This is a genomic window from Neisseria iguanae (assembly GCF_003013245.1).
Classification (GTDB): Bacteria; Pseudomonadota; Gammaproteobacteria; order Burkholderiales; family Neisseriaceae; genus Neisseria; species Neisseria iguanae.
On record NZ_PXYY01000032.1, the window covers coordinates 1 to 23,209 of the forward strand.

Sequence of the window (23,209 nt, forward strand, 5' to 3'; positions counted from 1 at the left end):
GCGGGCGGCAGGTTCTTTGGCTGCGGACTTTGGCTTTATAATCCCGACAAACCCATAATGCACCAGACTTTTTTTGTTCCGCGATAATACGGCAGCAGCGACCTTTGTGTTGGCGGCATACTTCACCCACAGCCGTTTTGGCCGCAGCATCGGGATCGGGTTTGCCATACGGTAATGGAAACTGTTGTTGGGGATGCCGGCACTGTATGGCAGATATTTCAGCGGGCGTCATTCCAGTGCAGGCGGAAATCCGGTTCTGCCGGTACAGAAACCTGTAAAAAACTACTGGAAACCAATGTTCCGGATTCCCATCTGCACTGGAATGACGGCATTTGGCGGTTTCTGTGCCCGTTATTTAGTAAAACAGCCATCATTGCCGGAGCAATGCGCCGATGGGGCTTTTCCGGCACATTGAAAACGGAAAGCTTCGATGAAGACGGTGCGCTGCCGGCGGCGGGGCCGGCAACAATCATAAATGATTACATACTGCAATCATGAACGCTTGAGTCTGGACTTAAAAAAGCTGAGCCCCGTTGCCTGCAGAACCCGGCTTGAAAAGGCTGTTTGAGAAACATTCTTAACTTGCCCAAGGATTGGGGGACAGTTCATTTTTAGACGGCCTTTTATGCTTTACAAAAGCGGACTCATCAAGCGCACGACGTTTTCAATCAAAATCCACCATTTCGAACGTTGCTGCCATTCGTTAACGGTGATGTATTGGCTGTCGGCCAAATAGCTTTGCTGCAAATCGTAAATTCTCTGCGCCATGCCTTGGTCGTAAATTGCCAAGCTGATTTCCAAATTCAGGAAAAAACTACGAATATCCATGTTCACCGTGCCGAACAGCGCGTAATCATCGTCAACCGTCATGGTCTTGGCATGCAGCAAACCGCCGTCAAACAAGGCCAGCTTCACACCTGATTCCAGCAGCATCGGATAATAAGCGCGCGAAGCGTAATGCACCATGGTTGAATCCACCTTGGCGGGCACAATTAGCGTCACGTCCACACCGCGCTTGGCTGCGGACGTCAAGGCCAGAAGCAGCGGCTCATCCGGCACAAAATACGGCGTAGTAATGGTTATTTGATAAGTAGCCGCATAAATCGCGCTGACGATGGTTTCGTAAATCACATGGCTGCTCTGCTCGGGCGCAGACGGAATCACTTGCGCGATGACATTACCCTGCTTCATTTTTTCGGGTAGCATTTGCGGAATGCGGTCTTCATGTTGTTTTAAATATTGCTGAATGCCTTGCAGGTTTTCATCGTCTTCCACCGCTAAATCAGCAAAAAACACCGCAGCCATTTCCAACACCATCGGTCCAGTGCAGCGCATCATCACGTCAATCCACTCACCCACGCCGGAATCTTGTTTGAAATAGCCGGGGTCAACCAAATTGAAGCTGCCGGTGTAGCCGATTTTACTGTCCACCACCAAAATTTTGCGGTGATTGCGCAAATCCGTACGCGTAAATAAAGTTTTAAGCAAACCTACCGGCAACGCGCATTCGATTTCGACACCGGCCTGACGCAAGCGCCCCACCCAATAGCTATTCAAAAAATCGCGGCTGCCCACGCCATCAGCCAAAATCGCACAGTCCACACCACGCTGCGCTGCGTTCATCACGGCTTCCAATAATCGCTCAATCCGCCCCTGCGCATCGATGATGTAAAACGCCATCATCACCGAGACTTCTGCTTTTTCGATGTCGGCAATCATGGTGTCGGTAATCGTGTCGGTGGTTGAAAGCAGTGTCATGGCATTGCTCTGTGTGGCACCCAATCCCGTAGTGTGGGCCGCCACTTGGCTGATACCGTGCAGATGCGGTTTCATTTGGCCGCTGGTGTCGAGATGTACATCATGCAGGTATTTGTCGGCAAATTCGCCATAAAAGCGGTTCATCTCACCACTACGTTTGGCACGCGCCGTACCCAATCGCGGCTCACCGATTAAGATGTAGGTGATGGTGCCGAACAAGGGAAACAAAAACAAAATAATCAGCCATGCAAAAGTCGAACCGATATTTTTTTGTTTGTACAACACGCGCAGTATACAGGCCAGTGCGGCGGTAGTATGGATGACGACGAAAATTTCCGCCCAAGTGATATTTCTCAGAAAAGTCATGCGGCAAATCAGGGAAATCAGAATTAAGGTAATTATACGCCAAACCCGTGTCGCAACCGCATCATAATGCCGTCTGAACGTATTTTATTAAGGAAAATTATCAAATTTGTTAAGTTTTGTTATACTGTTCCCATTCTCAATGACCCATCCATAAAACCATTTTCAGACGGCTTCATCCCTGCAAAGGCCATCTGAAACCAACGCTGAAATCCAGGAGCATACAATGAACCGATTTTTGGGATTCAGCACCGCCTATACGGCTGTGTTTACTGCATTTTTAAGTATTGCCCTGCCCGATACGGCAGCGGCAAAAGATGTTCTGACGGTATCTTCAGTTGCCGCACCTTACCGATTTATCAACCAAACTATCAACAAAGCGCCGAAAGACAAAGCCGAATACCGCGCTGTCGAATTGGCCAACGGCATGACCGTATTGCTGATTTCCGATCCTGCCGCCAACAAATCCATCATGGCCGCCGCCCTGCCGATTGGTTCTAAAGACGATCCGATCGCCCAGCAAGGCATGGCGCATTATTTGGAACACATGATTTTCATGGGTTCGAAACGTTACCCCGATGTTGACGGCCTGATGACGTTTCTACAGGCAAACGGCGGCCAAACCAACGCTTCCACCAACTTCATGCGCACGGCCTATCATTTCCAAGTCAACCATGACGCATTCGACGAAGCAGTAGCACGCATGGCCGATGCCTTGGCCTTTCCGATTTTGTCGCCCGTATATTCAAAAAAAGAATTGAATGCAGTCAATGCCGAATTGGTGCGCGCCAAAGCCAGCGATGCCGCGCTGACCGCCAGCATCAGCCGCGATACCCTCAATCCTGCTCATCCGAATGCCAAATTCCTACACGGCAACCGCGAAAGCCTGCGCAACAAATCCGGTAGCAACCTGCACGATGAATTGCTGAAATTCCACCGCCAATACTATTCCGCGAACCTCTTCAAGGCCGTTTTATATTCCAAGCAGCCGATTGAGCAACTGGCCAAACTCGCCGCCGACACTTTGGGCAAAATGCCGGATAAGCAAGTTGTCGAACCTAAAATTGATGTGCCGCTTTACCGGGCGCAAGACAAAAGCATCCTGCTTCAATACAAACCACTTCAGCCGCAAAAAATCATTGTTTTGTCGTTCAGCTATCCGAAAAACGAAGAACATCTCTTCCGTACCCAAACCGGCGCATATTTGGCTTACCTCTTCAGCAACAACACCGCCGGCACGCTCAGCGATTATCTGATTAAAAACGGCCTTTCCGACAGCGGTCTGCTTGCGCTGCCGGTAGATAACAACGGCGGCAATGAAAGCGCGTTCGTCCTCAGTCTGGCTTTAACCGAAAAAGGCTGGCAGCAGCGAGGGCGCATTATCTCAATGATTTTCCAGCAAGCCGAACTCATCAAACAATCCGGTATTGATGATGCCTACTATCAGGAAATCCGCGAAAGTCTGAAGCAGTCGTTCCAAAATATGGATGTGCCGAAGAGTACAGCTTACGCCGCCACATTGGCCGAAACCATGTTGCGTTACCCGCTGTCCAATATTATTGATGCCGGTTTTGTTGCCGACGGTTTGGACAAAGCCGCCGTAATGGAAAAGCTCAACGGGATGACACCCGACAATATGATCCTGATGGAAATTTCAGACAGCCTTAATCCGACGCAGCGTGTCACGCCCTATTTCGGTGCGTTTTACGATATTCGGCCGATAACGCCGCAACAAAAAGCCGAATGGCTGGATTTCAGCGGTAATCCGAAACTAGTTTTGCCGCAGCGCAATCCTTATTTTGCCGATGATTTTTCATCCAACACCCGGGACATGAAACACGATTATCCCAAAGCCCTGCGCCATCAAAAAGGATTAAAGGTATTCCACATGCCTTCGCGTCATTTTGCCGATAACCCTGAAGTCATGAACACCATGGTCTTCACCATCATGCCCAACCACCCTGATCTCAAGCTCGGCGTGGCAGCCTTGGCCTTGGGTTATATGAACAATTTGGCGCAAAGCCAGCTCAGTTACCAATCGCAAATCGCAGGCATGGCGGTCAGCATTGCCCTCACAGAAAACGGCTTTGTACTCAGAAGCAGCGGCTACGCCCAACATTTGGGCAAACTTACCACCGATTATCTGCGCAATTTTACCCAAATACCGCTCAATGCCACCCAACTCGAACAGGCACGTAAACGCATGCTTGAAAGCTTGGAAGCACGGAAACAAGCCGGCAGCCTGACACAGGCAATCACGGTGTTTCATGATTTTAAACAATATCCGGCCGTGGATTGGGATGACCTTTACACCACCGCCAAAGAAGTCGATTTGAAAGACGTGGCTACTGTACGCAACCGTATTCTAAACGACATCAACGGCTTACGCGTGTTTTCATTTGGCAATTTTTCCGATAAGCAAGTGAAGAATCTGGTGCGCGATGTGCAGAAAATCGTGCCGAACGCCAATACTGATGTGTACCGCATCCGCTATCCCGATGTAAACGAATCCACGCGCAAGCTCAGCCACACGGTTAAAGTACCGCACGAAGACAATGCCCTGAGCATTATCTATATGCCCAAAGGCTACGGACAGCTGGAAAGCCGCGTGCGCGCATCCTTAGTCACACGCATTTTGAGCCGCTGGTATTTCGATGATTTGCGCACCGACAAGCAGCTCGGCTACAGCGTCAGCCAAGACGTTTACACCATCGGTAAAACAGCAGGTTTGCAGTTTTCCGTGCAAAGTGCCGATGCCACACCGGCCGAAATCATGCGCCACAATCAACGTTTCTTTGACGAAAGCTGGCAGAAATTGCAAAATCTGAGCGGAGAGGAAGTCACACGCCAGCGCAACAATATGCTGATTCATCTGCGCCACAAACCCGAATCGCTGTATCAGGAAGCCGGTCGTTATTCCAATGATTTTCTCTATGGTAATTATGAATTCGATACCCGCCAAAAAATCATGGCTTTGACTGAAAAACTCACCAAACAAGACTTGCTGGATTTCTACCGCAAAGCCGTGATGGAACGCGAAGGTTTCGTGTTCGCTTCGCAAGCGCTTGGTACCAAAGCAAAAGATAAAGATGCCGCTCAATTTGATGGCTACGAGCAAGTGAACAGCATTGCCAAATTGCAAAAAAGCTTTGAAATTAAAGAATATTAGAATTTGGGGCTGACGCAGATTAGCCCCAAACACCACACCATTGCCGCAGCATTTCAAGCTGCCCGGACGGTGCGCCGAAGTCAAAGTGGAACCTGCATTCTTTCAAGGACAGCGGGAAAGGTTTACGGCCAACCCCATTGTATTTGCGCAAGACGCGCTTCGCCCGGTTCCAACAATTTCCAATGCCGCCGATAGGGTTTTGACGGTATGCAAAAAACCGTGAACGGTTGATGCGCTGATGCGCGAACCTGCCCGCATCAAGCACGTCACAGCCCCTGTCACTACCGGCATAAACAATGCCGTCAGGTGTTGTTTACTGTTTGACAACCGGAAATAAGGCATCCTTCCCGTTATCCCCCGCAACGGCGGTACCAACCTTTCCCTGCCACTTTAAGGTGCCGGATACAGCCGCTTTCCCTGCTGCCGCACGTCCGCGTTTGCCCTTACGCCGACCGGCAAAACAACCTTCGTCCGGCCTGGTGGGGCCTCTGAAAACCCTGCCGGCTTCCTGCGCCAAATGACAGGCAGCCGCTTGGCGGGTTTTGCGGTAGGACAACATAGCCCAACCGGGTTGGATACCCAAAATATCAGCGGATGCACGGGCGGTGGCTTCCGGTACGAAAAACCGGAGGAGTTTTCTTTGGGCATCTTTGTGAATTTGCAATGGTTATCTTTATTTTTGCCGTCTGACATGACTGCCAATCTGCTTCAGCCCCTAGAATTTTGTTTAGGCGAAACCAAAGGCCGTCTGAAATTCAGACGGCCTTTTTAATATTCAATTATTTATGATATTGGCGCGACAATTCATGCACCGTATCAACCAAAATTTTGGCGTGTTCCGGATTAGCATGTTGATTGATGCCGTGACCTAGATTAAACACATGGCCGCTGCCGTGGCCGTAATCGCCGAGAATACGCGCCACTTCGGTTCGAATACTTTCGGGTGTGCCGAACAAAGCAAACGGATCAAAATTGCCTTGCAAGGCGACTTTTTCACCCACGCGATGACGCGCTTCACCGATGTTGCATGTCCAATCCAAGCCCAGCGCATCGGCACCGATGGCCGCCATTTTTTCCAGCCACAAGCCACCGCCTTTGGCGAATATTATTACTGGCACTTGGCGGCCTTCGCTTTCGCGTTTCAAACCGGCCACAATCTGCTGCATGTATTTCAGACTGAATTCTTCAAACGCAACATCGTTCAACACGCCGCCCCAAGTATCGAAAATCTGCACCGCTTGCGCACCGGCATCGATTTGCGCATTCAGATAAGCCGTCACTGCTTGTGCGTTGGTTTCCAAAATTTTGTGCAGCAAATCAGGGCGCGAATACATCATCGTTTTGATGGTACGAAACTCTTTGCTGCCACCGCCTTCGACCATATAACACGCCAGTGTGAACGGACTGCCGGAAAAACCAATCAGCGGCACGCGGCCGTTTAAAGCGTTGCGGATAGACGTAACTGCATCAAACACATATTGCAGCTTAGCCATATCCGGCACTTCCAGCTTGGCAATATCGGCTTTGTGTTGCAATGGGCGCTCGAATTTCGGTCCTTCGCCTTCGGCAAAATACAGCCCCAAGCCCATTGCATCCGGCACGGTCAGAATGTCAGAAAATAAAATCGCCGCGTCCAAATCAAAACGTTCTAAAGGTTGAATGGTCACTTCGGTTGCCAGCTCGGTATTTTTGCACAAATCTAAAAAGCTACCCGCCTGCGCGCGCGCGGATTTATATTCCGGCAGATAGCGGCCGGCTTGTCGCATCATCCAAATCGGCGTGTATTCAACAGGTTGCTTCAAAAGAGCGCGGAGAAAAGTATCGTTTTGCAATGGACTCATGACAGCTTTCTGAATATAAGGCCGTCTGAAAAGGCGGCCGGGATAAATGAAATACGCGTATTGTGTCATCGCGCATGATGAACGTATTGTAAACATAAAAAGGCCGTCTGAACAGGTTTCAAATATGTTGAAACGTTTCAGACGGCCTTAAAATATTTTGCACTTAAATTTTAGCGATCAACCGTGTCGGTTCTTCCTCTTCCACCACGCTTTCCAACACCAGCTTGCGCTGTGCATCAGCCTTTTGCGATTGGTTGGTTTCGTCGAACACCCGTGCCAGAGCCAAATGGGCGGCCACGCTCGGTTTGATAGCCAAGCTGGCTTCCAAATAACCCTGCGCCTTACCCCAAAGCTGTTTGCCGTAAGCCAATTGACCCAAATACATCAACAATTGCGCATTGTCCGGACGCGCGTTCAGCCAAGAATCGGCGGTATCGATGGCTTTTTGCTGTTCCCGGTCGCTCAAGTAGCGCACGCTGTCAACGAAAGGCTCTAATAATTCGACCTGCTGCGTTTGCGGATAGTATTGGGCCACCCATTTCACCGCCTGTTCATACAAGCCCAAACGCTCGTATTTCTGAGCAATTTCAATACACATTTCACCGGCTTTCAAATTATCCGGAATGCGTTTTAAACAGGCTTTCAGGCCGTTTTGGTCGGAAGCTAATGCCAGCAGACGACGGTATGCCCAAGTTTGATATTGCCCGGCTTCATAATCATCAATCACACCGGCCTTGGCCAGCTTTTCTGCTTTGTTCAACACGTCCAAAGCATTGCCGTGGTCAAAAGCATAACGCAATTGCAAACGCACCAGGCGGGTCAGGTTCGGGTTGATTTGTGCGGCGGCATTCAAGTTTTCTTCGGCAGCCGGATAATCGCGGCGGTTCAATGCTGATTCGGCCAGCAGCAGGTAACGCGACAATTGCTGTTTCTTCGGCAGCAATCCGATGTCTTTCAAATAACGGTCGCGCAAATCCAGATTATCCATCTGGTCGGCAGCATGCGCACCCAGCATCAAGGCCAAGGCACGGTTGTCACCTGCTTCCTTGTTGGTCAGCACTTTAGCCGCTTCCAATTCTGCTTTCTCAAAACGGCCTTCAAAAAACGCCAAACCTGCGTTGTTTAACGCATGTACCGCTTGATTGCCTTTGCGTGCTAAGCCAAAACGCTGCAAACGGTTAGGTATATTCAACACGCCGGCTAAAAATTTCACCGACAAATACAATACCACGACTGCCGCAATCAGCCCCAAAATAAAAGCGTGCAGATTAATACGCAGCATGGTTTGTCCGACCACAACGTACACATTACCGGTGTAAATGCCCGAGACCAGTGCCAAACCGACAGCGGCTGCAAATAAAATTACAATCCAAATGACGCTTTTCATGCCTGTTCCTCTTTTGCTTTCACCGGTGTTTCTTGGGCGGCTTCAGGTTTGGCGGCAGGTACGGCCGGTATTTTCGGCTGCGAAGCTTTGTTTTCAGACGGCAAGGCGGGCGCCTCAGGCATGACGGCGGCAGAAGCCGGTGCCGGTGCTTGCGGTTCCGCCGCTTCGGAAGCGGCTTCCGGCTCGGCAGTTTCCGGTGTGGCAGCTGCTACGGCTTGCGCACGGCTGCCGTCTTGATAGGCGCGAACAGCAGCCAAGCTATGTTTCAGCACATCCTCACCAGTCATGCGGACATCCAGGGCTTTCAATTCGACCAATTCTTTCAACCAAGATTGGGTAGCCGGTGATTTATTGTCGAAATATTGTTTAACCGCGGCTTCGGCATTGTTCAAATCGCTTTGATACACTTCGCCGTTGTGTTGCAACAATGCGGCGCGCGCATCCAACAGGCGCAGACGCAAGTTTTCACGCACGAAATAAATTTGCTCCGGAGAAAGCAGCATGGAATCATTGCTTTCCAAATGGCGCACTTCCACCAAGCTTTTCAATGCGCCGAGGGATTTTTCCCATGTATTTTCCCACCACGAAAGCTGCGGATTTTCTCGAACCTGCTCCGCCGCACCCGGCTTCAGCGTGCCATCCGCCACCAACGGCAAACCGGCTACAGCGGTCTCCAAGCGGTCAATACGCAAAGCCGTGCCGGATACATCGATATACGGTCGTTTTTTCAATTCGGCCAAATCGCTGCTGACGGCTTGTTTAATCGGTAAAAGCTCAGACTGGCCGAAACGGCTCAGGCGGCTGTTGATGTGTTCCAACACACCCACCGCACCCGGCACGTTGCCAGACAGCATCAATTGCTGCGCGGCAAGGTTCAGCATGCTTTCAGATTCGTCTACCAGCCAATTGACACGGCCTTTCATCAATTCCTGATAAGCTTTTTGGTTTGATTCGATTTGGTCTCTGTTGGCTTTCTGCACATTGGCCAAACGCTCGATTTCTGCTTGAATCATGGTTTGGCGGTTGATGTTGTCTTTCAGTAAAGAGGCGTTTTCAGACTCACCCAAAGCAGCTTTATCGATTTTTTGGATAAACGCCAATTCCTGATTTTTCAATACATTCTGGCCTTGGACAAACAAGAAACCGCTCGCACCCAAGCCCAATAAGGCCAACACCAGCGCACCGGCAGCCAGGCCTTTACCGGATGACTGCTGAATCACCACAGGCGCAGAGGCTTGGGAAAATGGATCGTTTTTCGGCATATTTTTATGGTCTGACATGGTGTTTCCTGTATTTCGATTTTCAGCTGCCGTTTGTGAAGCAGGTTTCGGTTCGTCCGGCACAGTGTCGGATTGTGCTGTTTCTGACGGCATGGCTTTGCCTTCTGCATTGACCGCAATCACGCGATCGTCGTTATCTTTATTGATTTCAGGTTGTTTGTCTTCGGTTTGGCTCATATCGGCTCCGTTTGAGACATGGGATAAAGCCGCGGCATCGAGTGCGGCAACCAATCGGATGTTTTCTGCGCCGGCCTGCCGCAAAGCATCGGCCACACGCCCGTGATGGGTCAAGTATAGCAAGGTTTTGAAGCGTTGGGCCAATGGCGGCGGCACTTGTTCGAACAATGCATTCACACTCTCGGCCGAAGTAATGTACGCCGCTTGCACGTTTTTTTCGGAAAAATCTTTCCAATTCAATTCTTTAGAATGTCTGGAATACACTTCGGCCACCGCCACGCCGAAGCCTTTTTTGCGTAAATTCTCAATGAGGAAATCCCGCCCGCTGTGGCCACGTATCACTAAAATTTTGGCATTCGCCGGCAGGTTTTGCCAAATCGGCAGCCGCAAAACCGCTTCACTGTCGTTACCGTCGGTCGGGCTGAAAATTTCATGCGTGGTAAAACGGCTTAAGGTTAGGCGGCTGGCTTTACCCACGGTAATCTGCACTTTCATGCCGTCTGAAAAATCAACATAAGGCGCGGCGGTTTCAATCGCAGTCGGGCTGACCCAAAACACGGCATCGCATTGCCGGTACATTTCTGCCAATCCGGCCAAAGCGGTTTCATCAGGTTCAATTTCGACCGGGCTGAACGCAACAGCATTCCAGCCCAGCTGACGGCACACGGCAATGTCTTGTTGCGCCCGCGCTTCGGGACGCACGATTAATAAAGTTGACATATTCAGACGGCCTTTCTTTAAATCTTGGGAAAGCTTGAAAAAAGAATCAAAACCAACATATTGATTTATTGCCGATTCCGCAAACTGTGGTTTTCAGACGGGGGATTTTCTGACGGATACCCGTATAGCGGAACCAATCAAAATAGGGACGGATGGTCTGCCGCAGACAATACGAGATGATACGGAACGATTCTGTGCCGCTTCGGCGGCTTGCAAAATCGTTCTCTTTAAGCCACGACAGGCCAACGCGGTATCCTTTTTCAGTAGGTTCGCTATAAGAAAACGAAAAGGCCGTCTGAAACCGCATGACCCTTACCAACCAAACCATTTGGTGCCGGTTTTTTGATTTTTTACGGCATTTTGCTGCTTGCGGAAATCCCACGGTGCTTGAGGATTTTTACTGCGCCACAAGCCTTTACAGTTTCGCATGGCTTGTTTTCGCGCAGCGGCGTATTCGGCAAAGGCAAGTTTGTTTTGCTGCTTCTTGGCGTAATCTTCGTAATGCCACGCCGCGCCTTCGCGAATCATCATCAGGTTCAAATCGGTATTGCCTTTAAACACTTGTGCCACTTTGCGCCCGTAGCGGTCGAGTTCGAAGATTTTAACCTTGACTTCGGCATTGCCGGCCACCGCCATCAATTGGTCGCGTGAGCGCGTGCCGTAGGCTTGACCCAGTTCCGGCGCATCGATGTATGCCATGCGGATTTTATGTTTCCGGTTGTTGCCGTCGGTCACGTGTATTGTGTCGCCGTCGGCAACCCGCGCGATGCGGCCGGTATAGCTTTTTTGCCGGCTTTGCTTGTTTTTGTCTCCGTCTTCAATACCTGCCAATCCGTATAAATCGGGCAGAATGTTTTTCCAATCACTGCCCTGCTTTACACGTCTGGCAACTTCGCCACTGAATTTAATCCAGTCAGTTTTACCGCTGCTATACGCCAAACTGCCGGCCACTGCGGCCACTATAACCGACCATTTGAACATCTTATTATTCCATGACCGTTGAGGCTGTCTGAAAATGTTTGCCTTTTTCAGACAGCCTCAAGCTTCGGGTTTAGTCTTGACCCGGATAAATCACTTTGGCACCTTCTGCCGTACCCAATACCAACACATCGGCGGCATTGTGGCCGAAGATGCCGTTTTCCACCACGCCGACAATTTGGTTGATTTCATCTTCGCGTGTTACGGGGCGGTCGATGTTCAAATCGTATACGTCAACGATTTGGTTGCCGTGAAATGTCGTCACTCCGATGCGCAATTCAGGCTGGCCGCCCATCGCCAACAGTTTGCGCGACACTAACGAACGGGCACTCGGAATCACTTCCACCGGTAGCGGAAATTTGCCCAAGCGTGAAACGTATTTGCTTTCATCGGCAATGCAGACGAATTTCTCCGACGCGCTGGCAACGATTTTTTCATTCAAATGTGCCGCACCACCACCTTTAATCATTTGCAGCATGTGGTTCACTTCGTCTGCGCCGTCGATGTACACCGCCAAACGATGGACATCATTAAGCGGCAATTCTGGAATGCCGTATTGCGCCAATAATTCGCTGGATGTTTTCGAGGTTGATACCACGCCTTTGATTTTTTTACCACTTTTGCCCAAAGCTTCGATAAAGAAATCGACAGTCGAACCGGTGCCGATACCGATGTATTCGTTTTCCGGTACAAATTCAATCGCTTTTTCCGCTGCAATCCGCTTCAATTCGTCTTGTGTCGTCATGATTACTCCTTTATTAGGCTGATGGTGGATGGATACTTTGATTTTAACATTGAGACGGCAAACCGTCATGGCGGATTAATCGTTCCCAACACGCGCCAGCAACACTGCCGCCTGAGTTTCAATCGCTTCCATGCGGCCGAGGTAGCCTAATTTTTCGTTGGTTTTGCCCTTCACGTTCACACATGAAATCCCGATACCCAAATCTTCGGCAATATTGGCGCGCATAGCATCGATGTGCGGACGCAGTTTCGGCTGCTGCGTAATGATGGTACTGTCGACATTCACGACTTGCCAACCTTGCGCCTGCACTGCTTTATAAGCCTCTCGCAACAGAAATCGGCTGTCGGCATCTTTATTTTCCTGCGCCGTATCGGGAAACAGTCTGCCGATGTCCCCCAAAGCTGCCGCCCCCAGTAACGCGTCGGTAATCGCGTGCAGCAGGGCATCGGCATCGGAATGTCCGAACAATCCTTTTTCAAACGGAATTTTCACACCACCAAGAATCAAATCGCGTCCTTCAACCAGTTGATGAACGTCATAACCTTGTCCGATACGGATATCCATGTTTTGTTTCCTATGATATGTTTCGATTCTTACAGGCCGTCTGAAACATTCAGACGGCCTGATATTTAATCAGTCAGCAGCAAACGTACAATAAACTCATCTTGCGGCAAGGTCAGTTTCAAATTGCGCGTATCCCCCAACACCAGCAAGGGCTTGATGCCCAACCTCTCCACTGCCGATGCTTCATCGGTGACACTGCTTAAATCTCCAGCAGATAAGGCGCGGCGCAGTAAGGCTGTCTGAAAAAGCTGCGGCGTTTGCGCCTGCCACAATCCGGCACGGGAAACAGTGGCGGTAATTTCATTCCTTTCACCTGCACGCTTCAAAGTATCCGCCACCGGCACTGCCAAAATCCCGCCCTGCCCGACATTCGCCGCTGCTCCAATCAAACGGCTCAAGGCTTCGGCAGGCAGACAACAGCGTGCGGCATCGTGTACCAGAATATTGTCGGTTTCCACAACCAAACCTTTCGCCAATAAAATCTCAACACCGTTGCGCACGGTTTCAGCACGCGTATCGCCACCTACCTTAAATACACCGACTTTATTGGACGCACCCTGAAAAATTTTGTCTTCAGGCGATACGATCACAGCGGTAAAATCAATTTGCGGATGTTGCTCGAAAATACCGACGGTATGCTGCAATACGGTTTTGCCGTTGATCTCAACATATTGTTTCGGCTTGCCCGCGCCAAAACGCGTACCTGCGCCGGCAGCCGGAATCAATGCAATATTACGTTTCATACCTGCCGCTCCGCTGCGGCCGCTTTGCGCCAAACACATTCATCACCCAATGCGTCTAAGTATTGCTCGTGTTTGGCCAACTCGCCCTCATCGGCACACACTACTTTCAGACGGCCATTGCGTTTGGTCTGTACCACATTAACCCGGGTTTGCCTGTCGCCGCTTTCTTCTCCCGCCCCCATCAAATCAAATTGCCGGCGTGTCATGGCCAGATACACGTCTGCCAATAATTCGCAGTCAATCAATGCGCCGTGCAACACCCGCTTGCTGCGGTCAATAGAAAAACGGTTACACAATACATCCAAGCTGTTTTTCTGGCCGGGAAACATTTCACGCGCCATTGCCAGCGTGTCGGTTACACCGCAGCCCAATTCACGTACGCTCGGCAAACCGATTTTAGCAAATTCACGGTTCAAGAAACCTTCGTCAAACGGCGCATTGTGCGCGATGATTTCGGCATCACGAATAAAATCGGCAATCTGACCGCCTACTGCCGCAAACACAGGCGCGTTGTTCTCTTCCAACGCTTCCAGCGTCAATCCATGCACCTTTACCGCATCTTCCGGAATATCACGTTCAGGATGGATATAAAGATGCAAGTAGTTGCCAGTCGGTTGGCGGTTAATCATCTCAATACCGGCAAACTCAATCATGCGGTTGGTCGGGTCGTCGAGAAAACCGGTGGTTTCGGTATCGAATATAATTTGGCGTTTGCTCATGTGGCTGTCCTTTTTTTTCGTTGCCCGAATCATACTAAATGAACACGTGAAAGTATAGTTTGCAAACGTTTTAGTTGCAGCCGGTTTGAATTATCCTGCCTCTATAATTAATCCGTTTCGCAGACCGTCTGAAAATTTTTTCAAATGCTTTTTTGGAAAACATGCCTGAAACACCTGATTTCTCTATTTTCCGAGTAAAACACTCAACTTTTGAAAAATTTTACCAAATAAATTTCAATAAAAATCAGCCGCTTAAATCTTTATTTCAAAATAATAACAATTATCATTTGCAAAACTGGAAAATATCCGTATAATCCAACTCATCGAAACACCCAACACAACGCACAGAAAGAAAGGAGAAGCACATGCCGGAAAATATTTTCAAGCAAGTCTCTCTCGACATTCTGAGACTGCACCAACAGACCATCCGCTCGCTTCTGGCCACACAAGGTTGCGACGATTGTGAAATACACGACGCCATGTATGTGACTTTAGATGGACGCTATTATGTCGGGTTGCCGTGTATGCCGTCTGAAAATCCATCCGATACCGGAATCCTTCTGATTGAAGATGAAGTTTCACAAGCGCGTTTAAGCTGGGTTGCCCGCACCCGTGAAGTAAAACAGAAAGACAATTTATACCAGCGCGTGATTAATGCCCTCCAACGCCGCTTGGAACGCAGTAAAGGTAAGCATAGCCAAGCGGCTCCCACCTATTTATTGGAGCTTACCCCGCAACAAGGCCGCCTGACCACAGGCAGCAAAGATTTATCGCTTTCACCATATGATTTGATGAAAGCACTTTATCCCGCAACACATAAATTAAGAGAATTCGCCCCGTAACAGTTTTGGTAGTGGTTTGTGTTCCTTTTGCGCCCCTTAATTATTTTAAAGGGGCGATTTTTTTGATGTTTGCATTCATTCAAACAGCCTGTTTTACAGTACAATAGGCCATCTGAAAAATTATGCCGCAAATCCTACTATGCAACTTTTAAAATACCTCCAATCGCAAGGTTTAGGCAGCCGCAAGCAATGCCAATGGTTGATTGATCATGATTGTATCTCCATCAATGGCGGGCTTCGAAACAATGCCCAAAGCACCATCGAGCCTGCCGATGTCAAAACACTCAGCATTGACGGCAACGGTGTGCTTGTCGTGCCCATACCTCATTTTTATATCCTGCTCAACAAACCTGCCGATTACGAAACTTCGCACAAACCGCAGCAATACCCGAGCGTATTCAGCCTGTTTCCCGAGCATATGCGCAATATCAATATGCAGGCTGTCGGCCGCTTGGATGCAGATACCACTGGTGTTTTGCTGATTACCAACGACGGGCAGTTTAACCACCGCATGACCTCGCCCAAGCATAAAGTGGCAAAGATTTACCGCGTTACACTCAAGCACACAGCCGATGAAAGTCTGTGCGAAACTTTAAAAAAAGGCGTCTTGCTGCATGACGACATTGAAACCGTCCGCGCTGCCGAAGCTGTTTTGGAAGATGGAAAAACACTGTTACTGACGATTACCGAAGGCAAATACCATCAAGTCAAACGCATGGTTGCCGCTGCCGGTAACCGTGTCGAACACCTGCATCGCGATAAATTCGGTGATTGGGACACACAAAACTTAGGTGTAGGCGGATGGAAATTTATCTGAATCGATTATTTTATTGTGTTTTCTAAAAAAATAATTACACATTTTAAACTTTTAAACCTAATAAAATCAATAAATTATTTATTAACTTTTATTATTAATAAAATTTAACGAAAATTTTTCCGAACTATAATATAATTCGCCTGTCTGAGTAACACTTGCTTTGAGAGAAGTAAGTAAGTGAGTAAGACGTTTTCCCCGTAATGTGTTTGGCCATCTATACTTTTCCCCTTAGTATAGATGGTTTTTTTATCCAAAATCTTTTTTTGATTAATCTGTTTTATTTATACTGTCTCCCTCTCCCATCATTTGCATCATCATTTAGGGGTTATCCTCGATAATTAGGACAAAGATTTCCTTACCAATTATTTTAAAATGAATAATTGAGACTTTATTTCACTGTTGTCCACATGCCATTCACCTGCCTTTAAATACAGCTCAAAATGAGTTTCAGAAATGCCGTTGAATTGACGTAAATGGCGTTTTACCTGATTTCAAAAATTCCCAATCCCATTAATGTGGTTATGCTGTTCGGCAAAATGCGTGCTGTGGTTGATTCGGAAATGACTGAATCCGCTCACATCCAACACGTCGCAACTACGGTAAAAGTCAGCGCAGACAATGCTGTCAGGCTTCACTTTCTCACGGATAATCAGCAGTTTTGGTATTTGGAACAGCAACGGTATAGGCTTTGCCGCCACACTTCAAAAGCCCGAATACAGCGACTTTCCCGGCAGCGGCACGACCGGACTTACCTTTACGGTGTCCGTTAAAATAACTTTCATCGGCCTCCATTTCGCCATCGGGCATTTCCAAATGCCGGTTATATCGGTAAATCAACAACCGTAAACGGTGAAAGTAATCATCCGTGCTGTCTGTGACAACCGTCCGATACCGATTCTTTATCGTTTCCACTATAAAATAGCTGTTGCGAAAAGGCCGTCTGAAAAGATACAAACCTTTTCAGACGGCCTCGAATAAGATATTAAACCATGTAATGTCTTCTATCATTCTTCGCTTGAACCGTTTTCGCTCCCGATTGGTGCTCCCACAGTGTCCAACGCTTCGCCTTCTTCTGCCGTTTCCACTTCCGGCTCTTCCGCCACACGCTCCAAGCTGACCAAAGTTTCGCCTTCATCCAAATTAATCAGACGCACTCCGGCAGCGGCGCGACCAGTCTCACGGATTTGCCCCACTTTGGTACGGATCAGCACGCCGCCACTGGTAATCAGCATCAAGTCGTCGCATTCTTCTACCAAGGTAGCTGCGACCAAATCACCATTGCGCCCGCCGGTATTGATAGCGATATTGCCTTGGCCGCCTTTGTTTTTGCGGCTGTAATCGGCAATCGGCGTGCGTTTGCCGTAGCCGTTGGCAGTAGCAGTCAGCACTTGCAGAGCGCTTTGTTCGCATTCAGGCGAGAAGGTAATCAGGCTGACGATTTTGCCGTCAACCGGCAGACGCATACCACGCAAACCGCCGCTGCCACGGCCTGAAGGACGCACGCCGTGTTTGCCGCTTGGTAATATGTGTTCATTGTCGCCTTCCGCTGCTTCTTCATCAAGGCCGTCTGAAACTTCTTTTTCATTGTCAGTGTCTGCCTCTTCGCCTTCACTGCCACCACTGCGTTCCCAATATTCGTTAAAGCGGATGGCCTTACCCAAGTTGGAGAACAACATGATGTCATCCGAACCTCTGGTTTGCGCCGCGCCGACCAAATAATCGCCTTCTTTTAATGCAATCGCTTTAATGCCTTGCGCCCGCACGTTTTTAAACGCTGATAATTGCACTTTTTTCACCATGCCTTGTGCGGTGGCAAAGAAAACATATTGGTCTTCGGGAAATTCGCGCACCGCCAAAATCGCGCTCACTTTTTCACCTTCTTCCAACCGGATCACATTGTTAATCGGGCGGCCACGGCTGTTGCGGCCGCCCTCCGGCAATTTGTACACTTTAATCCAGTGGCATTTGCCGAAGTTGGTGAAACACATCAGATAATCGTGGGTGTTGGCGACAAATAAAGATTCGATAAAATCTTCTTCTTTGGTTGCCGCTGCCTGTTTGCCGCGTCCGCCGCGGCGTTGGGCTTGATAGTCAGTAGTCGGCTGGGTTTTAATGTAGCCGCTGTGGGTCAGCGTCACCACCATTTCACGCTGCGGAATCAAGTCTTCATCGGCAATATCGCCGCCAAAAGGATTGATTTCGCTGCGTCGCTCGTCGCCGAAATTGGCGCGCGTATCTTCCAATTCTTCGCGAATAATTTGGGTGATGCGCTCAGGCTTCGCTAAAATATCTAAAAAATCAATGATTTTCGCCATAATCGCTTTATAGTCGGCAACGATTTCTTCTTGATCCAAGCCAGTCAGATTGCGCAAGCTCATGCGCAAAATTGCATCAGCCTGCAATTCGCTCAGATAATAACCTTGACCTTGCATGCCCAAATTTTCCGGCAAACCTTCCGGGCGCGCCATACGCAAATTCAAATCAGTACGACCGAGCATCTCTTCCACTAAACCGCTGCGCCATGCGCGTGCTAACAGTTTTCCTTTGGCTTCAGGTGCATCGGCCGATTCTTTAATCAGCTGAATCATTTCGTCGATATTCGACAAGGCTACTGCTTTCCCTTCGGCGATATGGCCTTCGTGACGCGCTTTTTTCAGTCGGAACAAAGTACGGCGGGTCACGACTTCTCGGCGGTGACGGATAAACTCACTTAAGATTTGCTTAAGATTCAGCAAGCGTGGCTGGCCATCAACCAAAGCCACCATATTGATACCGAAGCTATCTTGCAATTGGGTTATCTTATATAATTGATTTAAAACGACTTCTGAATTTTCATTACGTTTTAATTCAATCACTACGCGCATACCGGATTTGTCTGATTCATCGCGCAAATCGGAAATGCCTTCCAAGGTTTTCTCACGCACCAAATCACCGATTTTTTCAACCAATTTGGCTTTATTGACTTGATACGGAATCTCGTCAATCACAATCGCTTCACGCTCGCCATTTTTACCGATAGGCTCAATATGCGTTTTGCCGCGCATTATCACACGGCCACGACCGGTTTTATAACCTTCGCGCACACCGCTCATGCCGTAAATGGTTGCGCCGGTTGGAAAATCCGGTGCTTTAATAATGTCGATTAAGGCGTCGATGCCGGTTTCAGGTTCGGTCAATAATTGCAAACAGGCGTTAATCGTGTCGGTCAGATTGTGCGGCGGAATATTGGTGGCCATACCTACAGCAATACCGGAAGAGCCGTTGACCAGCAAGGCCGGAAAACGGGTCGGCAACACCAGCGGCTCATGCTCGCTGCCATCGTAGTTAGGGCCGGAATTGACGGTTTCTTCTTCAATATCTGCCAGCATCTCATGAGCAATTTTCGCCATACGGATCTCGGTATAACGCATGGCTGCAGCACCGTCGCCATCAACCGAACCGAAGTTGCCCTGACCGTCAACCAACATATAACGCATAGAGAAGTCCTGCGCCATGCGCACAATGGTGTCATAAACGGCACTATCACCATGCGGGTGGTATTTACCGATGACGTCACCGACGATACGGGCAGATTTTTTATAAGAAGCATTCCAGTTGTTTTTCAATTCATGCATGGCGTAAAGCACGCGGCGGTGAACCGGTTTCAGGCCGTCACGCACATCTGGCAGCGCACGTCCGACAATCACGCTCATGGCGTAATCAAGGTAACTTTTACGCATTTCGTCTTCAAGGCTTACTGGGATGGTTTCGAGTGCAAACTTATGGTCGTTGCGGACTGTTGCGTCTGTCATGATTCCTAGCATTTCTTATAGCAATAATTGTGGACGATTCTACCACAAAAGTGCATCATCACCTAACGGCATGGAATGATTTTGGCAACAGGCCGTCTGAATACAAAATACTTTCAGGCGGCCTATTTAATGTGACGTAAAAGCAACAGCACAGAAGCATTACTTATCCTTACTGCGAAACAAAACCATAAAACAAAATTATACAAATTGTCTAAAATTTTTCAAAATATCAACTGAATTTTCTAATCAGACATAAAAATTAGACAAAATCAGTTGCTTTTCTGAGTTAATACGTCTAATATTCCCCACATACTATTTATCATTACCCATTCATAAAAGTAAAAGAACACACCATGAGTGCACAAACCCTCTACGACAAACTTTGGAACAGCCACGTCGTCCGCGAAGAAGAAGACGGTACCGTTCTGCTTTATATTGACCGCCACTTGGTACACGAAGTCACCAGCCCGCAGGCTTTTGAAGGCTTAAAAATGGCCGGCCGCAAATTGTGGCGCATCGACAGCGTGGTTTCCACCGCCGACCACAACACTCCCACCAACCATTGGGACAGAGGCATCCAAGACCCGATTTCCAAGCTACAAGTTGACACTTTAGACAAAAACATCAAAGAATTCGGCGCATTGGCTTATTTCCCGTTTAAGGACAAAGGTCAAGGTATTGTGCACGTCATGGGGCCGGAACAAGGTGCCACTCTGCCCGGCATGACCGTGGTTTGTGGCGATTCACACACTTCAACCCACGGTGCGTTCGGCGCATTGGCTCACGGCATAGGCACTTCCGAAGTCGAACACACCATGGCCACCCAATGCATTACCGCCAAAAAATCCAAATCCATGCTGATTAAAGTAAACGGCTGTCTGAAACCCGGCGTCACCGCCAAAGACGTTGCCCTTTACATCATCGGTCAAATCGGCACTGCAGGCGGTACAGGCTACGCCATCGAATTCGGCGGCGAAGCAATTCGAAACCTGTCGATGGAAGGCCGCATGACCTTATGCAACATGGCCATCGAAGGCGGCGCACGTTCGGGACTCGTGGCGGTTGACCAAACCACCATTGATTATATCCGAGGCAAACCGCTGGCTCCTGAAGGCGAAGATTGGGATCGAGCCGTAGCCTACTGGCGCACCCTCGTTTCCGACGAAGGCGCCGCGTTTGATAAAGTATTTGAATTCGATGCTGCCGACATTGAGCCTCAAGTCACTTGGGGTACTTCGCCCGAAATGGTGCTCGACATCAACGGTAGTGTGCCCAATCCCACCAATGAAGCCGATCCGGCCAAACGCAGCGGCATGGAACGCGCCCTGCAGTACATGGGTTTGCAGGCCGATACTCCGTTAAGTGAAATTCCAGTCGACGTGGTATTTATCGGCTCCTGCACCAACAGCCGCATCGAAGACTTGCGTGAAGCCGCTGCCGTGGCGCGCGGCCGCAAAAAAGCCGGCAATGTCAGCCGCGTTTTGGTTGTCCCCGGTTCCGGTCTGGTAAAAAAGCAAGCCGAAAAAGAAGGTTTGGATAAAATTTTTACTGAAGCCGGTTTCGAATGGCGGGAACCGGGCTGCTCGATGTGTCTGGCCATGAACGCCGACCGCCTTGCTCCCCAAGAACGATGTGCTTCAACATCCAACCGCAACTTCGAAGGCCGCCAAGGCAACGGCGGGCGCACCCACCTGGTCAGCCCAGCCATGGCAGCGGCAGCAGCGGTAACCGGCCACTTTATTGATGTACGCAAAATTGCCTGAACCGCTCTGACGGCAGATTCGGCCGTACAGCCGGTATCTGGGCCGTGTAAAAACCGGGCACCCCCGATACCGTCCGGTTTGGCGGCCGTAGAGAAATGTTTAATGAAATCCGACCTTAAATAAACCCGAATAAGGAGCAGTCATCATGAAACTACGTCTTCTGTTTTTATCAACCGTTTTAGCCGTTACTGCTACTTATGCAAATCCGACCTTGCAGAAAAACATAGACCGCGCGGTCGGGCCGGTAGCCAAAAAAAATGCGGCTCTACCGCGATACCGGTCCCAACGCCCGAATTTCAAACGGCGTACCCTATGCCAGCAACCGCAACTGCGACGGTGCGCAGTATTGCAGTGCATTGGTGGTTTACTACCAAGCCGGTAAAAACTGCGAAAGGAAGGCATTCGGACCAGGTGCGAAAATGGGTTTCCATGATACCGGCAGCCAGGGGGAAAGCATGCGCAATTTTTACAATCTGAAGCATAAAAATGTCTGCTATACTATTTCCACCCAGCGTAAAAAAGATGCAGAAGCCGTAGCTGCCGCTATCCGGGGCAAACTGTAAACATACCGATACCGTGGAGCGGAAAATCGTGTACACTGCCAACTCTGCTGCCAAACAGCAGCAGCGGGATAGGGAAAATCCGGCACCTGAATGCCGAATCAGGATCAGTTGCCGCGATAGGTTGAGTAACCAAACGGGCTCAGCAGTAACGGGATATGGTAGTGTTCACCGCTTGCTTCCATGTTGAACTCAACTGGGATTTCCGGGAAGAAGGTTTTCTGATTAGTCTTTTTATAGAAATCACCGGTTTTAAACACAACGCGATAGTTGCCTGCGCTGGCTGTTTTTTTCTGCGGGAAAAGTGCTCTGATGCGACCATTATTATCGGTGACGCCTGATGCCAGTTTCACCCAGTTATCCCGCTGTTTTTGTTCCAGTTCAACCTCAATTCCTGCCGTTGGCTGACCGGTTTGCAGGTTAAGAACGTGTACGCTTAGTGGGTTTTTCGCTGCAGCCGGCTGGGCTGCGACAGCAGCCACGCCAGAGGTCATCAGTAATGTGGCAATCAAAGCATATGAAATTTTCATCAATGTTTCCTTTATTAACTATTTAGGGAGAAAATCCGGCACCTGAATGCCGAATCAGGATTAGTTGCCGCGATAGGTTGAGTAACCAAACGGGCTCAGCAGTAACGGGATATGGTAGTGTTCACCGCTTGCTTCCATGTTGAACTCAACTGGGATTTCCGGGAAGAAGGTTTTCTGATTAGTCTTTTTATAGAAATCACCGGTTTTAAACACAACGCGATAGTTGCCTGCGCTGGCTGTTTTTTTCTGCGGGAAAAGTGCTCTGATGCGACCATTATTATCGGTGACGCCTGATGCCAGTTTCACCCAGTTATCCCGCTGTTTTTGTTCCAGTTCAACCTCAATTCCTGCCGTTGGCTGACCGGTTTGCAGGTTAAGAACGTGTACGCTTAGTGGGTTTTTCGCTGCAGCCGGCTGGGCTGCGACAGCAGCCACGCCAGAGGTCATCAGTAATGTGGCAAT

At 49.2% G+C, this 23,209-nt stretch carries 18 protein-coding genes and 3 pseudogenes; 6 read left to right on the forward strand and 15 right to left on the reverse strand.

Translation table 11 applies throughout. The annotated features are described in order from the left end of the window. Positions 1-174 precede the first annotated feature (174 nt). Positions 175-498 carry a hypothetical protein gene (locus tag C7N83_RS06470; protein WP_106741457.1) on the forward strand — a complete coding sequence of 108 codons (324 nt, stop codon included), beginning with the start codon at positions 175-177 and terminating at the stop codon, positions 496-498. A 132-nt stretch (positions 499-630) separates the two neighbouring features. Here C7N83_RS06470 and cls read toward each other — a convergent pair whose 3' ends face one another. Further along, positions 631-2,124 (reverse strand): cardiolipin synthase, encoded by a 1,494-nt coding sequence (gene cls / locus C7N83_RS06475; RefSeq protein WP_106741459.1) that lies wholly within the window; start codon positions 2,122-2,124, stop codon positions 631-633. Between the two features lie 223 nt (positions 2,125-2,347). On the opposite strand from cls, the gene ptrA reads away from it, so the two are divergent. After that, positions 2,348-5,290 (forward strand): pitrilysin, encoded by a 2,943-nt coding sequence (gene ptrA, locus C7N83_RS06480; protein WP_106741460.1) that lies wholly within the window; start codon positions 2,348-2,350, stop codon positions 5,288-5,290. Between the two features lie 19 nt (positions 5,291-5,309). On the opposite strand, the pseudogene C7N83_RS06485 reads toward ptrA, so the two are convergent. From C7N83_RS06485 to dnaQ, 10 genes and pseudogenes are all read right to left on the reverse strand, one after another. Further along, positions 5,310-5,954, reverse strand: a pseudogene (locus C7N83_RS06485) (IS1595 family transposase). Between the two features lie 115 nt (positions 5,955-6,069). Continuing rightward, positions 6,070-7,131: a uroporphyrinogen decarboxylase gene (gene hemE, locus C7N83_RS06490; protein ID WP_106741486.1), complete on the reverse strand. Its 1,062-nt coding sequence runs from the start codon at positions 7,129-7,131 to the stop codon at positions 6,070-6,072. Between the two features lie 163 nt (positions 7,132-7,294). Beyond that, complete coding sequence (locus tag C7N83_RS06495) at positions 7,295-8,518, reverse strand: heme biosynthesis HemY N-terminal domain-containing protein (RefSeq protein WP_106741462.1); 1,224 nt, start codon at positions 8,516-8,518, stop codon at positions 7,295-7,297. Then, positions 8,515-9,798 (reverse strand): uroporphyrinogen-III C-methyltransferase, encoded by a 1,284-nt coding sequence (locus C7N83_RS15885; RefSeq protein ID WP_245911154.1) that lies wholly within the window; start codon positions 9,796-9,798, stop codon positions 8,515-8,517. Before C7N83_RS15885 ends, C7N83_RS06495 begins: the two co-directional genes overlap by 4 nt. A 246-nt stretch (positions 9,799-10,044) precedes the next feature. Continuing rightward, positions 10,045-10,695, reverse strand: a pseudogene (locus tag C7N83_RS15890) (uroporphyrinogen-III synthase); the annotation flags it as partial. A 312-nt stretch (positions 10,696-11,007) separates the two neighbouring features. Further along, entirely contained in the window at positions 11,008-11,676 is a 669-nt protein-coding gene (locus tag C7N83_RS06505) for a thermonuclease family protein (protein ID WP_106741465.1), read from the reverse strand. Between the two features lie 70 nt (positions 11,677-11,746). Further along, positions 11,747-12,418, reverse strand: coding sequence for a ribose-5-phosphate isomerase RpiA (rpiA, locus tag C7N83_RS06510; protein WP_106741467.1), 672 nt, complete (start codon positions 12,416-12,418; stop codon positions 11,747-11,749). Between the two features lie 75 nt (positions 12,419-12,493). Beyond that, positions 12,494-12,982 (reverse strand): 2-C-methyl-D-erythritol 2,4-cyclodiphosphate synthase, encoded by a 489-nt coding sequence (gene ispF / locus C7N83_RS06515; protein ID WP_106741469.1) that lies wholly within the window; start codon positions 12,980-12,982, stop codon positions 12,494-12,496. A gap of 65 nt (positions 12,983-13,047) precedes the next feature. Beyond that, the gene (gene ispD, locus C7N83_RS06520) at positions 13,048-13,725 is read right to left on the reverse strand and encodes a 2-C-methyl-D-erythritol 4-phosphate cytidylyltransferase (RefSeq protein WP_106741470.1); all 678 of its coding nucleotides are present in this window, start codon (positions 13,723-13,725) and stop codon (positions 13,048-13,050) included. Next, on the reverse strand, positions 13,722-14,444 hold the full coding sequence (dnaQ, locus tag C7N83_RS06525) for a DNA polymerase III subunit epsilon (protein ID WP_106741472.1): 723 nt from the start codon (positions 14,442-14,444) through the stop codon (positions 13,722-13,724). Before dnaQ ends, ispD begins: the two co-directional genes overlap by 4 nt. A 365-nt stretch (positions 14,445-14,809) precedes the next feature. Here dnaQ and C7N83_RS06530 point away from each other — a divergent pair, with 365 nt between their 5' ends. Next, positions 14,810-15,286, forward strand: coding sequence for an NGO0322 family iron-responsive protein (locus C7N83_RS06530; RefSeq protein ID WP_106741474.1), 477 nt, complete (start codon positions 14,810-14,812; stop codon positions 15,284-15,286). A gap of 139 nt (positions 15,287-15,425) precedes the next feature. Next, the gene (locus C7N83_RS06535; protein ID WP_106741476.1) at positions 15,426-16,103 is read left to right on the forward strand and encodes a 16S rRNA pseudouridine(516) synthase; all 678 of its coding nucleotides are present in this window, start codon (positions 15,426-15,428) and stop codon (positions 16,101-16,103) included. Positions 16,104-16,465: 362 nt separating this feature from the next. Here C7N83_RS06535 and C7N83_RS06540 read toward each other — a convergent pair. Both C7N83_RS06540 and gyrA read right to left on the reverse strand, forming a co-directional pair. Then, positions 16,466-17,018 (reverse strand): annotated as a pseudogene (locus C7N83_RS06540) (IS1595 family transposase). 89 nt (positions 17,019-17,107) lie between these two features. After that, positions 17,108-19,894, reverse strand: a complete 2,787-nt coding sequence (gene gyrA, locus C7N83_RS06545) for a DNA gyrase subunit A (RefSeq protein ID WP_106741478.1) — start codon at positions 19,892-19,894, stop codon at positions 17,108-17,110. A gap of 353 nt (positions 19,895-20,247) precedes the next feature. Here gyrA and leuC point away from each other — a divergent pair, with 353 nt between their 5' ends. After that, positions 20,248-21,657 carry a 3-isopropylmalate dehydratase large subunit gene (gene leuC, locus C7N83_RS06550; protein WP_106741479.1) on the forward strand — a complete coding sequence of 470 codons (1,410 nt, stop codon included), beginning with the start codon at positions 20,248-20,250 and terminating at the stop codon, positions 21,655-21,657. Positions 21,658-21,914: 257 nt separating this feature from the next. Beyond that, positions 21,915-22,220: a hypothetical protein gene (locus C7N83_RS06555; RefSeq protein WP_106741481.1), complete on the forward strand. Its 306-nt coding sequence runs from the start codon at positions 21,915-21,917 to the stop codon at positions 22,218-22,220. 104 nt (positions 22,221-22,324) lie between these two features. On the opposite strand, the gene uraH (C7N83_RS06560) is transcribed toward C7N83_RS06555, so the two are convergent. Further along, the gene (gene uraH, locus C7N83_RS06560) at positions 22,325-22,747 is read right to left on the reverse strand and encodes a hydroxyisourate hydrolase (protein ID WP_106741483.1); all 423 of its coding nucleotides are present in this window, start codon (positions 22,745-22,747) and stop codon (positions 22,325-22,327) included. A 60-nt stretch (positions 22,748-22,807) separates the two neighbouring features. Further along, a partial coding sequence (gene uraH, locus C7N83_RS06565) for a hydroxyisourate hydrolase (protein WP_211296599.1) occupies positions 22,808-23,209 on the reverse strand: 402 nt, incomplete at its 5' end.

Bases quoted from the DNA above. Each gene is read 5' to 3' on its own strand.
- gyrA (WP_106741478.1), bottom strand. From the start codon at position 19,894: ATGACAGACGCAACAGTCCGCAACGACCATAAGTTTGCACTCGAAACC.
- C7N83_RS15885 (WP_245911154.1), bottom strand. From the start codon at position 9,798: ATGTCAGACCATAAAAATATGCCGAAAAACGATCCATTTTCCCAAGCC.
- C7N83_RS06535 (WP_106741476.1), top strand. From the start codon at position 15,426: ATGCAACTTTTAAAATACCTCCAATCGCAAGGTTTAGGCAGCCGCAAG.
- rpiA (WP_106741467.1), bottom strand. From the start codon at position 12,418: ATGACGACACAAGACGAATTGAAGCGGATTGCAGCGGAAAAAGCGATT.
- dnaQ (WP_106741472.1), bottom strand. From the start codon at position 14,444: ATGAGCAAACGCCAAATTATATTCGATACCGAAACCACCGGTTTTCTC.
- ispD (WP_106741470.1), bottom strand. From the start codon at position 13,725: ATGAAACGTAATATTGCATTGATTCCGGCTGCCGGCGCAGGTACGCGT.
- C7N83_RS06530 (WP_106741474.1), top strand. From the start codon at position 14,810: ATGCCGGAAAATATTTTCAAGCAAGTCTCTCTCGACATTCTGAGACTG.
- ispF (WP_106741469.1), bottom strand. From the start codon at position 12,982: ATGGATATCCGTATCGGACAAGGTTATGACGTTCATCAACTGGTTGAA.
- leuC (WP_106741479.1), top strand. From the start codon at position 20,248: ATGAGTGCACAAACCCTCTACGACAAACTTTGGAACAGCCACGTCGTC.
- cls (WP_106741459.1), bottom strand. From the start codon at position 2,124: ATGACTTTTCTGAGAAATATCACTTGGGCGGAAATTTTCGTCGTCATC.
- C7N83_RS06555 (WP_106741481.1), top strand. From the start codon at position 21,915: ATGCGGCTCTACCGCGATACCGGTCCCAACGCCCGAATTTCAAACGGC.
- C7N83_RS06470 (WP_106741457.1), top strand. From the start codon at position 175: ATGGAAACTGTTGTTGGGGATGCCGGCACTGTATGGCAGATATTTCAG.
- uraH (WP_106741483.1), bottom strand. From the start codon at position 22,747: ATGAAAATTTCATATGCTTTGATTGCCACATTACTGATGACCTCTGGC.
- hemE (WP_106741486.1), bottom strand. From the start codon at position 7,131: ATGAGTCCATTGCAAAACGATACTTTTCTCCGCGCTCTTTTGAAGCAA.
- C7N83_RS06495 (WP_106741462.1), bottom strand. From the start codon at position 8,518: ATGAAAAGCGTCATTTGGATTGTAATTTTATTTGCAGCCGCTGTCGGT.
- C7N83_RS06505 (WP_106741465.1), bottom strand. From the start codon at position 11,676: ATGTTCAAATGGTCGGTTATAGTGGCCGCAGTGGCCGGCAGTTTGGCG.
- ptrA (WP_106741460.1), top strand. From the start codon at position 2,348: ATGAACCGATTTTTGGGATTCAGCACCGCCTATACGGCTGTGTTTACT.